An 11,660-nucleotide genomic window follows, 5' to 3' on the forward strand; every position below is an offset into this window, starting at 1 on the left:
TTGTGGACCGGTTTTTTCTTTTCCGTCCGCCCGTCAATCAGGCGGCGCCCATTGGCTGCCCGCTCTGCTTCTAAACTGCCCTGGACGTGCATATGTTTAGCAATAAGGCCGGTCCGGGAGGGAAGAAACATGGGCGCATTCATCGGCGAAATCATCGCGCTGTCAATGATGGCGCTGGCGCTGGGCATGGACGCGTTTTCAGTCGCTTTAGGAATGGGGCTGTTGCGCCTCCGGCTGCGGCAAATGTTTTATATCGGGTTGACGATCGGCTTGTTTCATATTCTCATGCCGCTTGCTGGCATGGCGGTCGGCCGCCTGCTGTCGCGCGAGTTCGGAAGTGTCGCGACATACGCGGGCGGGGCGCTGCTGTTATGGCTCGGCGGGCAAATGATCATCGCCTCGTTCCGGAGGGACGATGGCTCACCGCTGTTTCCTCGTGGGGTGGGGTTGCTTTTTTTTGCGTTCAGCGTCAGCCTAGACAGCTTTTCCGTCGGGCTGAGCCTCGGCATTTTCGGAGCGCGGACGATGGTGACGATTTTGCTGTTTGGTCTGTTCAGCATGGTGCTGACATGGGTTGGACTTTTTGTCGGCCGCCATTTTCAGCAATGGCTCGGTTCTTACAGCGAAGCGCTCGGCGGCAGCATTTTGCTGGCGTTCGGGCTCAAGCTGCTTTTTCTATAAACGGCGGCAGGCGGTTTTCCTTCAGTGGAAAAAAGCGGACTGCCTGCTTTTTTTGCGGCTCTTCACCAAAAGTTGTACTTGATTTTTTCTGAACATACCCTATTTACGCTTGTGAGGGAAAATCAGCACTTTTTGCCGATCCTTACGCAGGAAACCGCATTGCTTGTCAAGTACATGTTGTGGTGAAGAGCCTTTTTTTGCTCTTTTCCCTATGGTATATTGATGGTAAGTCATTGATGTGAAGAGGTGGTTGTATGCCATACCGCATTTTGTTCGTCTGCACGGGCAATACGTGCCGAAGCCCGATGGCCGCTGCATTGTTGGAGAATAAGCAGCTGCCAGGCGTCGAGGTGAAATCGGCCGGCGTGTTTGCGGCGGAAGGGAGCGAGGCGTCGGTTCACGTCAAGACGGTGTTGAAGGAAAAAGGAATCGAAGCGGCCCACCGCTCCTCGCAGCTGAAAAAAGAGCATATCGACTGGGCGACGCACGTGCTGGCGATGACATCCGGCCATAAAGAAATGATCGTCGAGCGTTTCCCAGAAGCGAAGGACAAAACGTTTACGTTGAAGCAGTTCGTCTCGGGAACAGACGGCGACATCGCCGATCCGTTCGGCGGGCCGATTGAAGTGTACCGGGCGGCGCGCGATGAGCTGGAGACGCTCATTGACCGCTTGGCGGAAAAGTTGCAAACAGAACAATGAGGTAAAGAAGTGAGGGGGAACACAAATGGGGGGGACAAGTCATCGGTTCGGTTTGCGCCTGAAGCTCGTCGTCTTTACGACAGCGTTGGCGCTGATCACGTATTCAACGAGCGCCTTTTTCTTGTACGTTTTGTATGATCAGTGGTTCGCCTCATGGAACAAAAGCGTGTTCACGATGATCGTGTTGCTCCTTGGCATCTTTTGGTCCGGAGTGCTTGCCTATTTGGCCGCTGGCTGGATTACAAGGCCGCTGCAACGGCTCGAGGAAGCGGCGGCAAAGGCGACAGAAGGGCATATCGATGAGGATGTTCCGCTGCCCTCTTCCCATGATGAAATCCGCTCGCTGGCTGTCGCGTTCAACCGGATGCTCGGCCATTTGCGCGCCGTCGTCGCCAATGTGGAAGAGAGCGTAGCACGCACGACGGAAAAGACAGTGGAAATGAGGCAGGCGTCCGAAACAGCGTCAAACCGTGCACGCGATATTGCAGCGACGATTGACGACATTTCCAAAGGGGCGGCGTCTTCGGCCGAGGCGATTCAAGAGGCGGCTGCGGCGGCCGAGGATGTGCTCGCCATCGCAGTACAAGTAAAAGAAACAGCCGAGCGTGCGGAACAGTCGGTATATGGGATGGCCGAAACGCTGAAGGCAAGCCGCGATATCACCCATTCGCTCATTAGCGGCATCGATCAGCTGGCTGACGATCAAGAACTGTCGCGGGCGGCTGTCAAGCAGCTCGAAGCACACGCCAATCAAATCGGCAACATTACGTTGCTTGTCGCGGACATCGCTGAACAGACGAACTTGCTTGCGCTCAATGCTTCCATTGAGGCAGCCCGCGCCGGCGAGCACGGCCGGGGGTTTGCCGTCGTCGCTGAGGAAGTGCGCAAGCTGGCTGATGAGAGCGCCAAGGCGGTCAAGAAAATCGCGGAACTGGTCGGCAACATTCAAAATGAAGTCGCCCGTGTGGTGGCGCAAATGGACAAGCAGGTGGCTGCTGCCAACGCTGAGGCGGCCAAAGGGGAGCGCACGAATGAGGCCATTGCGGCCATGGCGGCCTCAGCTGATGAAGTGATCCGCGCCGTCCATGACATCGCTGAGTTGGCGAAGCGTCAAATGGGGCATATGAAGCGGGCCGCGGCGCAGACGCAAGAAGTGGCGGCGATTGCTGAGCAGGCGTCCGCCGGCGCGCTCGAAGTTGCGGCGGCGACCGAGGAGCAGGCCGCATCGATCAACGATGTGCATAAACTGGCTGGCGAGTTGGTGGAACAGGCCGAACAATTGCAGGCGGCTGTCGCCCGGTTTCGCACCCGTTGATGCACATGCAAATATGATTCATCGAAAGGAGGAAGGGCGATTCCTCCCTGGCTTTCGCTATCACGGCGAAGCCTAGGGCTCCCCGCCCGAACGTGATGAAAGTCGCTATTGCTTCTGACCATGGTGGAATTCGCATTCGTGAGGAAATTAAAGCACTGTTGGATGAAATGGGAATCGAGTACACCGATTTTGGCTGCGATTGTGAAACATCGGTCGATTACCCGGATTACGCGCTTCCCGTCGCTGAAAAAGTGGCGCGCGGCGAATTTGATCGCGGCATTTTGATTTGCGGCACCGGCATCGGCATGACGATCGCCGCCAATAAGGTAAAAGGAGTGCGCTGCGCCCTTTGCCATGACGTCTACAGCGCCAAACTGACGCGCATGCATAACGACAGCAACATCCTCGCGATGGGCGAGCGCGTCATCGGCCCCGGCCTGGCGCGCGAAATCGCCAAGGCATGGCTTGAGACCGAATTTGAAGGCGGCCGCCACGCGCGGCGGATCGGCAAAATCGCCGAGTATGAAAACGGACGCTAAGAAACGGTCGAGGCTTGGCTGTTTGGGCGGAATGAGCGGGCGTTTGCAGCGCGCCCGAAGAGAAGGAGGGGGAACATGGACGCACGATTGACCGAATGGCAGCAGCAATGGCAAACGATTTTGCGCGAATTTCGCCGGCAGGCGCCGCTTGGCCGCGGCCAGATCGTGGTGGTCGGCTGCAGCACGAGCGAAGTGCTCGGTGAACGAATCGGCACCGCCGGGTCGACGGATGTGGCAGCCATGTTGTTTGCTGAACTTGATGCATGGCGGCGCGAAACGGGGATCGAGCTCGCCTTTCAATGTTGCGAACATTTGAATCGGGCGCTCGTCGTCGAACGGGAAACGGCGCGTGTCCATGGCCTCGAGATCGTGTCCGTCATCCCAGTGCCGCAAGCGGGCGGAGCGATGGCCGCGTATGCCTACCGGCAGCTGGAAGATCCCGTTGTTGTCGAAGCGGTCCGCGCCGATGCCGGCATCGATATCGGGCATACGTTGATCGGCATGCATCTAAAACCGGTCGCCGTCCCAGTGCGTGTTTCGGTGAAACATGTCGGCCATGCGTACGTCACGCTGGCGAAGACGCGGCCAAAGCTGATCGGTGGCGCCCGCGCCGTCTATACGTTAGAAAACCCGAACAATTTATGTTCTTTCTAACAATTTCATTCATTTTTCCTTTGAACTTGCCTAGCTGAAGCTGATAAAATAAAAACGAATATTCACTGATTTCGCATAAGGGGGAGCTATTGATGAACTACTTGCCACAACAAGATCCGCAAGTGTTTGCGGCCATTGAGCAAGAGCGGAAACGGCAGCATGCCAAGATTGAGCTCATCGCCTCGGAAAACTTTGTCAGCCGCGCGGTGATGGAAGCGCAAGGATCGGTGCTGACGAACAAATACGCGGAAGGCTATCCGGGCCGCCGCTATTATGGCGGCTGCGAGTACGTCGACATCGTCGAAGAGTTGGCGCGCGAGCGGGCGAAGCAATTGTTCGGGGCGGAGCATGCGAACGTCCAGCCGCATTCGGGGGCGCAGGCGAACATGGCCGTCTATTTCACCGTCCTGAAACCCGGCGACACGGTGCTTGGCATGAATTTGTCGCACGGCGGCCATTTGACGCACGGCAGTCCAGTCAACTTCAGCGGTGTGCAATACAACTTTGTCGCATACGGCGTCGACCCGGAAACCCATGTCATCGATTATGACGACGTGCGCGAGAAAGCGTGCCTTCACCGGCCGAAGCTGATCGTCGCCGGCGCGAGCGCCTATCCGCGCATTATCGATTTCGCCAAATTCCGGGAAATCGCCGATGAAGTCGGCGCCTATTTAATGGTCGACATGGCCCATATTGCCGGTCTTGTTGCGGCAGGTCTCCATCCGAACCCGGTGCCGTACGCCCATTTCGTCACGACGACGACGCATAAAACGTTGCGCGGCCCGCGCGGCGGGATGATTTTATGCCAAGAACAGTTTGCGAAACAAATCGATAAATCGATCTTCCCTGGCATTCAAGGCGGGCCGCTGATGCATGTCATTGCCGCCAAGGCGGTGGCGTTCGGCGAAGCGTTGCAGGACGACTTTAAAGCGTACGCGAAGCGCGTTGTCGATAACGCCAAACGGCTTGCCTCCGCCCTGCAAAACGAAGGGTTCACCCTCGTATCCGGCGGCACGGACAACCATTTATTGCTTGTCGATTTGCGCCCGCAGCAGCTGACCGGAAAAACGGCGGAAAAAGTGTTGGATGAAGTTGGCATTACAGTGAATAAAAACACCATTCCGTACGATCCGGAAAGCCCGTTTGTCACGAGCGGCATCCGCATCGGCACGGCTGCGGTGACGACGCGCGGCTTCGGCCTCGAAGAAATGGACGAAATCGCCGCCATTATTGGTCTTGTGCTGAAAAACACGGACAATGAACAGGCGCTTGAAGAAGCGCGCCGACGCGTCGCGGCTTTAACGGAAAAATTCCCGCTCTACCAAGACTAAAAATGGGGCAAATGAAAGCATACCGCCGCATCAGCCTGACGGTATGCCTTTTTCATTCGTTCGCCAGTTGAACAGGCGCTCGTTTTCCAGTAGAATGTATAGAAGTGTACCGCATACATACGGAAGAGGAGATGACTTATGGGAAAAGTGTATGTGTTTGACCATCCGCTCATCCAGCATAAATTGACGTATATTCGCGACAAGCACACCGGCACGAAAGAGTTTCGCGAGCTGGTTGATGAAGTGGCGACGTTGATGGCGTTTGAAATTACGCGCGATCTGCCGCTTGAGGAAGTCGAGATCGAAACCCCCGTCAGCAAAGCGAAAGCGAAAGTGATTGCCGGCAAAAAGCTCGGCGTCATCCCGATTTTGCGCGCCGGCATCGGCATGGTCGACGGCATCTTGAAGCTCATCCCGGCGGCGAAAGTCGGCCATATCGGCTTGTATCGCGATCCGGAAACGTTAAAGCCGGTCGAATACTACGTCAAACTGCCGAGCGATGTCGAGGAGCGCGACTTCATCATCGTCGACCCGATGCTCGCGACCGGCGGCTCGGCGGTGGCGGCGATCGAAGCGCTGAAAAAGCGAGGGGCAAAAAGCATTAAGTTCATGTGCCTCATCGCCGCGCCGGAAGGGGTTAAAGCGGTGGAAACCGCGCACCCGGATGTGGACATTTACATCGCTGCCCTTGATGAGCGGCTGAACGACCACGGCTATATCGTCCCCGGCCTCGGCGACGCCGGCGACCGGTTGTTTGGCACGAAATAACCCGAACGCAGGCCGTTGCCTGTACGGTCGAAAGAGGGGGCCGCGTCCAAACGGGGCCCCTCTTTCGACATCGAAACAGGGACGCGTCCAGAGTGAGTCGGTTGCTGTAGGCAGGGAAGTGTCCAAAAACAAAAATATATCATTATACACCATTTTTGTGAAAAGAAAATGAGAAATTGTCACAAATTATTAATATTTGCTCTGTGTGAATGATGTTTTATGTGGGAACACATTGACATTGACCAAGCGGTATTGTATGCTTACAAGGGGTAGATTGAGAAGGTTTTCACTGTCGGAAATGATCTCTGGTCTAAACGGGCGAGGTATGGTAACCATTATGAAAAAAAATAACCGTCATCCTTTTCGGGCCATCGGCTTGATGTCAGCGATCACATCACAGCTAGTCGGCTGTACATTAGTTGGTTTATTTGGCGGCAGATGGGTTGACCGACAATTGGACAGTGAACCGCTTTTCCTTGTTATTGGTTTGTTGCTCGGCTTAGCAGCGGGAGTGTTCGCCACGCTGAAAACAATTCGGCGTTTTTTTGGGGAATAAGAAGCAATGATTGATAGGATCATAAAACGAATACAAAAGCAATCGTCGGTGCTAATGGTGGGTTATGCGGTAGGATGGATATTGACCAGTTATGAAGCGTGGTTTTTTAGTTTGCTCATTGGAACAGCAACAGGGCTGTACAGCATTCGCTTGCTGGCTCGGCGTGTCATAAAAGCAGGAGAAGCGATGGCCGAGGGACGGCGCCCTCCTTCGCTTGGGACCATGATTCGATTTGCGCTGGCTGCCGCCGTTGCGCTGTTTGTGTCCCGGTATCCCCAACATTTGTCCGTTGTGCCGGTCGTCATCGGCTTGGCCACCCCATATATCCTATTGGTAGCAAATCATTTTTTACATAATGACTAATCAGCTGTGTAGAAAGCGAGGTGAGTATTGGTGGATCATAAGGCGCCGCTTTACGAACTGTTTGGCCTTACATTTAACTTGTCCAACGTATTAATGGTGACCATCACCTGTGTCATCGTGCTGGTTATCGCCATTGCGGCGACGCGCAACCTTTCCATGAAACCAACAGGCTTGCAAAACTTTTTGGAGTGGGTTGTCGATTTTGTGAAAGGAATTATCAAAAGCAACATGGACTGGGAGACAGGGGGACGCTTCCATTTACTCGGCTTAACGTTGATCATGTATGTATTTGTCGCTAATATGTTAGGTCTTCCATTTTCTGTCGTTGTCCGTGATGAACTATGGTGGAAATCACCGACGGCTGACCCGGCCATTACATTGGCGCTGGCCATGATGGTTGTAGCCCTTTCCCACTATTATGGCATTAAGTTGCGCGGCGTTTCCGAGTATTTAAAAGGTTTTACGAGCCCAATGTGGTTTATGTTTCCTCTTAAAATCATTGAAGAGTTTGCCAACACATTGACGCTCGGTCTTCGTCTTTATGGAAACATTTTTGCCGGCGAAATTTTGCTTGCATTGCTTGTCGGCGGCTTGGCTACAGGTGTTGGCGGAACGATCGCCGCGATCATTCCGACGATGGTATGGCAGGCGTTCAGTATTTTCGTCGGGGCCGTCCAAGCATTTATTTTCACGATCTTAACGATGGTGTATATGGCGCATAAAGTCAGCCATGATCATTAATATTGTTTGTTTGTTATTTTTCAAAATAAATTAATTTTTTAGTCGATAAGGAGGATTTTTCAATGGGTGTATTAGCAGCAGCAATTGCTATTGGTCTTGCCGCACTCGGTGCGAGTATCGGCAACGCTTTAATCGTTTCTCGTACAGTTGAAGGAATTGCACGCCAGCCGGAAGCTCGCGGCATGTTGCAAACGACAATGTTTATCGGGGTTGCGCTTGTTGAGGCGATTCCGATCATCGCGGTGGTTATCGCGTTTATGGTGCAAGGACAATAACGGATGAGGAGCGCTTGTTAACGGAATGTTAACAAGCGCCTTCCACAACATGGAAGATTAAAAAATAAATGGCGAAGATTAGTTGGAAACCTTCGCCATTGCTTTATGTATATGTATCAGTTTTTGTATATTCACCTAATGCATAGTTGCGCGAAAGGAATGTCCGGTCAGGAGATAAGGCCGAAAGGAGTGAACGAAACATGTTGGCACCAGGACAAACATGGGCGCTCGGCGCAATTGCTGGGGCGGTCAATAGCGGGGACATCATTTTTCAGCTTGTCGCTTTCATTTTGCTGATGATTTTGCTCCGCAAGTTTGCATGGGGACCGCTTATGGGCGTCATGAAACAGCGCGAGGAGCATATCGCGAACGAAATCGACCAAGCGGAAAAACGCCGCCAAGAAGCGGAAAAACTGCTTGAAGAGCAGCGTGAACTGATGAAGCAATCGCGTCAAGAAGCGCAAGAGCTGATTGAAAACGCACGCAAGCTCGCCGAAGAGCAAAAAGAGCAAATTGTCGCTTCGGCCCGCGCAGAAGCCGAACGGGTGAAAGAAGCGGCCAAGAAGGAAATCGAGCGCGAAAAAGAACAGGCAATGGCCGCGCTCCGCGAACAAGTGGCCTCGTTGTCTGTCTTGATCGCCTCAAAAGTGATTGAAAAAGAGCTGACCGAGCAAGATCAACGCAAGCTGATCGAAGCGTACATTAAAGATGTGCAAGAGGTAGGAGGAGCGCGATGAACCAAGAAGTGATCGCCAAACGGTATGCATCCGCTTTGTTCCAAATCGCGCTCGAACAACAGCAGCTTGACCGGATCGAGGAAGACGTCCGCGCCGTACGCCAAGCGTTGGCGGAAAACGGCGAGTTTTTATCGCTTCTTTCCAACCCGAATCTTTCTTTAGAAAAGAAAAAAGCGCTTGTTCGTGAAGTGTTCGCCGGCGTTTCTGCTCCGGTGCAAAACACGCTTTTGCTTCTTCTTGAGCGCCATCGCTTCGGCCTTGTGCCTGAACTGGCCGACCAGTTTATCGCCCTTGCCAACGATGCGCGCGGCATCGCTGAAGCGATCGCCTATTCGGCGCGCCCGTTGACGGACGAAGAACTGCAGGCGCTTTCTGACGTGTTTGCCAAAAAGGTTGGCAAAGCAACGCTCCACATTGAAAATATCGTCGACCCGGAACTGATTGGCGGCGTGAAGCTGCGCATCGGCAACCGCATTTATGACGGCAGCGTCAGCGGGCAGCTTGAACGGATTCAGCGGCAGCTCATTGGTTAACATTTGGAGACAGGGGTGAAAGGCATGAGCATTAGAGCGGAAGAAATCAGCGCGCTCATTAAGCAGCAGATTGAAAACTATGAATCGCAAATCCAAGTGAGCGACGTCGGCACCGTCATCCAAGTCGGCGACGGGATCGCACGCGCTCATGGGCTCGATAACGTCATGTCCGGCGAGCTCGTCGAGTTTGCCAACGGCGTGATGGGCATGGCGCTCAACTTGGAAGAAAACAACGTCGGGATTGTTATTTTAGGGCCGTATACCGGCATCAAAGAAGGGGACGAAGTGCGCCGCACGGGCCGGATCATGGAAGTGCCCGTTGGGGAAGCGCTCATCGGCCGCGTCGTCAACCCACTCGGCCAGCCTGTTGACGGATTAGGGCCGGTGGAAACGACGGAAACGCGCCCGATCGAGAGCCCGGCGCCGGGCGTTATGGACCGGAGATCGGTGCATGAGCCGCTGCAAACCGGGATTAAAGCGATCGACGCGCTCGTGCCGATCGGCCGCGGCCAGCGCGAACTCATCATCGGCGACCGGCAAACGGGGAAAACGTCCGTCGCCATTGACACGATCATCAACCAAAAAGACCAAAACATGATTTGTATTTATGTCGCCATCGGGCAAAAAGAATCGACGGTCCGCACCGTTGTCGAAACGCTCCGCAAACACGGCGCGCTCGACTATACGATCGTCGTCACCGCTTCGGCGTCGCAGCCGGCTCCGCTTTTGTTCTTGGCGCCGTATGCCGGTGTGGCGATGGGCGAGTATTTCATGTATAAAGGCCAACACGTGTTAGTGGTCTATGACGATTTATCGAAACAAGCCGCGGCATACCGTGAATTGTCGCTCTTGCTTCGCCGTCCGCCGGGCCGTGAAGCGTATCCGGGGGATATTTTCTACTTGCACTCCCGCCTGCTTGAGCGCGCAGCGAAATTGAGCGATGCCAAAGGCGGCGGTTCCTTGACCGCGCTTCCGTTCGTCGAAACGCAAGCGGGCGATATTTCCGCGTACATTCCGACGAACGTCATCTCGATTACGGACGGGCAAATTTTCTTGCAATCGGACTTGTTCTTCTCCGGCGTCCGCCCAGCGATCAACGCAGGGTTGTCCGTTTCGCGCGTCGGTGGGGCAGCGCAAATCAAAGCGATGAAAAAAGTAGCCGGGACGCTCCGTTTGGACTTGGCCGCTTACCGTGAGCTGGAGGCGTTCGCCCAATTCGGCTCCGACCTCGACAAGGCGACGCAAGCGAAGCTCGCCCGCGGGGCGCGCACGGTCGAAGTGCTGAAGCAAGATTTGCATCAGCCGATTCCGGTCGAAAAACAAGTGTTGATCATCTATGCATTGACGCGCGGCTTTTTGGACGACATTCCGGTTGAAGATGTGCGCCGTTTCGAGAAAGAGTTTTACTTGTGGCTCGACCAAAACGGCCAACACTTGCTTGAGCACATCCGCACGACGAAAGATCTTCCGAACGAAGACGATCTCAATAAAGCGATCGAAGCGTTCAAGAAAACGTTTGTCGTTTCACAATAAGACCGGCGGGGGCATATCGCCCCCTCACGCCTGTTAGAACCCGTGCAGCAAAAAGGTGGTGAAACCTTTGGCATCGTTACGCGATATTAAAACGCGCATCAATGCGACGAAGAAGACAAGCCAAATTACAAAAGCGATGGAAATGGTCTCGACGTCGAAGCTGAACCGAGCGGAGCAAAACGCGAAATCGTTCGTTCCATATATGGAGAAAATTCAAGAAGTCGTGGCTAATGTGGCGCTTGGCGCCGGGGGGGCTTCGCATCCGATGCTCGTTTCGCGCCCGGTGAAAAAGACCGGGTATCTCGTGATCACGTCGGATCGCGGTCTGGCTGGCGCGTACAACAGCAACGTGCTGCGCCTCGTGTACCAAACGATCCAAAAACGCCATGCTTCTCCGGACGAATATGCGATCATCGTCATCGGCCGCGTCGGGTTGAGCTTTTTCCGCAAGCGGAACATGCCGGTCATTCTCGACATCACCCGCTTGCCGGACCAGCCGTCGTTTGCCGATATTAAAGAAATCGCCCGCAAAACGGTTGGGTTATTCGCCGACGGTACGTTTGACGAGCTGTATATGTATTACAACCATTACGTGAGCGCGATCCAGCAAGAGGTGACGGAACGGAAGCTTCTGCCGCTCACTGACTTGGCGGAGAATAAGCAGCGCACGGTGTACGAATTTGAACCGTCGCAAGAAGAAATTTTAGACGTCTTATTGCCGCAGTATGCGGAAAGCCTCATTTACGGCGCATTGCTCGATGCAAAAGCAAGCGAACACGCCGCCCGCATGACGGCGATGAAGAACGCAACGGACAATGCGAACGAGCTCATTCGCACATTGACGCTTTCCTACAACCGCGCTCGCCAAGCGGCGATTACGCAAGAAATTACGGAAATTGTCGCCGGAGCAAACGCCTTGCAATAGCGGACTAG

At 54.2% G+C, this 11,660-nt stretch carries 15 protein-coding genes; all 15 read left to right on the forward strand.

What is annotated here, in order from left to right; all coding sequences use genetic code 11:
* Positions 1-129 precede the first annotated feature (129 nt).
* The 15 genes from CD000_RS16340 (at position 130) to atpG (ending at position 11,652) form a co-directional block, all read left to right on the forward strand.
* Positions 130-681: a manganese efflux pump MntP gene (locus CD000_RS16340; RefSeq protein WP_011232841.1), complete on the forward strand. Its 552-nt coding sequence runs from the start codon at positions 130-132 to the stop codon at positions 679-681.
* Positions 682-935: 254 nt separating this feature from the next.
* The gene (locus CD000_RS16345; protein ID WP_096226050.1) at positions 936-1,382 is read left to right on the forward strand and encodes a low molecular weight protein arginine phosphatase; all 447 of its coding nucleotides are present in this window, start codon (positions 936-938) and stop codon (positions 1,380-1,382) included.
* A 25-nt stretch (positions 1,383-1,407) separates the two neighbouring features.
* Entirely contained in the window at positions 1,408-2,697 is a 1,290-nt protein-coding gene (locus tag CD000_RS16350) for a methyl-accepting chemotaxis protein (protein ID WP_096226051.1), read from the forward strand.
* A 95-nt stretch (positions 2,698-2,792) separates the two neighbouring features.
* Positions 2,793-3,236: a ribose 5-phosphate isomerase B gene (gene rpiB / locus CD000_RS16355; protein WP_096226052.1), complete on the forward strand. Its 444-nt coding sequence runs from the start codon at positions 2,793-2,795 to the stop codon at positions 3,234-3,236.
* Between the two features lie 75 nt (positions 3,237-3,311).
* Positions 3,312-3,890, forward strand: coding sequence for a TIGR01440 family protein (locus CD000_RS16360; protein ID WP_096226053.1), 579 nt, complete (start codon positions 3,312-3,314; stop codon positions 3,888-3,890).
* 92 nt (positions 3,891-3,982) lie between these two features.
* Entirely contained in the window at positions 3,983-5,221 is a 1,239-nt protein-coding gene (glyA, locus tag CD000_RS16365) for a serine hydroxymethyltransferase (protein ID WP_096226054.1), read from the forward strand.
* 138 nt (positions 5,222-5,359) lie between these two features.
* Complete coding sequence (upp, locus tag CD000_RS16370) at positions 5,360-5,989, forward strand: uracil phosphoribosyltransferase (RefSeq protein ID WP_033008386.1); 630 nt, start codon at positions 5,360-5,362, stop codon at positions 5,987-5,989.
* Positions 5,990-6,326: 337 nt separating this feature from the next.
* Positions 6,327-6,545 (forward strand): AtpZ/AtpI family protein, encoded by a 219-nt coding sequence (locus CD000_RS16375; protein WP_033008425.1) that lies wholly within the window; start codon positions 6,327-6,329, stop codon positions 6,543-6,545.
* Between the two features lie 6 nt (positions 6,546-6,551).
* The gene (locus tag CD000_RS16380) at positions 6,552-6,908 is read left to right on the forward strand and encodes an ATP synthase subunit I (protein WP_096226055.1); all 357 of its coding nucleotides are present in this window, start codon (positions 6,552-6,554) and stop codon (positions 6,906-6,908) included.
* A gap of 30 nt (positions 6,909-6,938) precedes the next feature.
* The gene (gene atpB / locus CD000_RS16385) at positions 6,939-7,649 is read left to right on the forward strand and encodes a F0F1 ATP synthase subunit A (RefSeq protein ID WP_096226056.1); all 711 of its coding nucleotides are present in this window, start codon (positions 6,939-6,941) and stop codon (positions 7,647-7,649) included.
* Between the two features lie 62 nt (positions 7,650-7,711).
* Positions 7,712-7,924: a F0F1 ATP synthase subunit C gene (gene atpE, locus CD000_RS16390; RefSeq protein WP_096226057.1), complete on the forward strand. Its 213-nt coding sequence runs from the start codon at positions 7,712-7,714 to the stop codon at positions 7,922-7,924.
* A 200-nt stretch (positions 7,925-8,124) separates the two neighbouring features.
* Positions 8,125-8,661, forward strand: a complete 537-nt coding sequence (atpF, locus tag CD000_RS16395) for a F0F1 ATP synthase subunit B (protein ID WP_096226058.1) — start codon at positions 8,125-8,127, stop codon at positions 8,659-8,661.
* The gene (locus CD000_RS16400; RefSeq protein WP_044745369.1) at positions 8,658-9,194 is read left to right on the forward strand and encodes a F0F1 ATP synthase subunit delta; all 537 of its coding nucleotides are present in this window, start codon (positions 8,658-8,660) and stop codon (positions 9,192-9,194) included. Before atpF ends, CD000_RS16400 begins: the two co-directional genes overlap by 4 nt.
* Positions 9,195-9,218: 24 nt before the next feature.
* The gene (gene atpA, locus CD000_RS16405; RefSeq protein ID WP_011232827.1) at positions 9,219-10,727 is read left to right on the forward strand and encodes a F0F1 ATP synthase subunit alpha; all 1,509 of its coding nucleotides are present in this window, start codon (positions 9,219-9,221) and stop codon (positions 10,725-10,727) included.
* A gap of 67 nt (positions 10,728-10,794) precedes the next feature.
* Positions 10,795-11,652, forward strand: coding sequence for an ATP synthase F1 subunit gamma (gene atpG, locus CD000_RS16410; RefSeq protein WP_011232826.1), 858 nt, complete (start codon positions 10,795-10,797; stop codon positions 11,650-11,652).
* Positions 11,653-11,660 lie beyond the last annotated feature (8 nt).

Origin of the sequence: Geobacillus sp. FJAT-46040, assembly GCF_002335725.1 — a bacterium.
In the GTDB taxonomy this organism is placed as follows: Bacteria; Bacillota; Bacilli; order Bacillales; family Anoxybacillaceae; genus Geobacillus; species Geobacillus thermoleovorans.

Bases quoted from the DNA above. Each gene is read 5' to 3' on its own strand.
- CD000_RS16350 (WP_096226051.1), top strand. From the start codon at position 1,408: ATGGGGGGGACAAGTCATCGGTTCGGTTTGCGCCTGAAGCTCGTCGTC.
- rpiB (WP_096226052.1), top strand. From the start codon at position 2,793: ATGAAAGTCGCTATTGCTTCTGACCATGGTGGAATTCGCATTCGTGAG.
- upp (WP_033008386.1), top strand. From the start codon at position 5,360: ATGGGAAAAGTGTATGTGTTTGACCATCCGCTCATCCAGCATAAATTG.
- CD000_RS16340 (WP_011232841.1), top strand. From the start codon at position 130: ATGGGCGCATTCATCGGCGAAATCATCGCGCTGTCAATGATGGCGCTG.
- atpE (WP_096226057.1), top strand. From the start codon at position 7,712: ATGGGTGTATTAGCAGCAGCAATTGCTATTGGTCTTGCCGCACTCGGT.
- CD000_RS16375 (WP_033008425.1), top strand. From the start codon at position 6,327: ATGAAAAAAAATAACCGTCATCCTTTTCGGGCCATCGGCTTGATGTCA.
- glyA (WP_096226054.1), top strand. From the start codon at position 3,983: ATGAACTACTTGCCACAACAAGATCCGCAAGTGTTTGCGGCCATTGAG.
- CD000_RS16360 (WP_096226053.1), top strand. From the start codon at position 3,312: ATGGACGCACGATTGACCGAATGGCAGCAGCAATGGCAAACGATTTTG.
- CD000_RS16400 (WP_044745369.1), top strand. From the start codon at position 8,658: ATGAACCAAGAAGTGATCGCCAAACGGTATGCATCCGCTTTGTTCCAA.
- atpA (WP_011232827.1), top strand. From the start codon at position 9,219: ATGAGCATTAGAGCGGAAGAAATCAGCGCGCTCATTAAGCAGCAGATT.
- CD000_RS16345 (WP_096226050.1), top strand. From the start codon at position 936: ATGCCATACCGCATTTTGTTCGTCTGCACGGGCAATACGTGCCGAAGC.
- atpF (WP_096226058.1), top strand. From the start codon at position 8,125: ATGTTGGCACCAGGACAAACATGGGCGCTCGGCGCAATTGCTGGGGCG.
- CD000_RS16380 (WP_096226055.1), top strand. From the start codon at position 6,552: ATGATTGATAGGATCATAAAACGAATACAAAAGCAATCGTCGGTGCTA.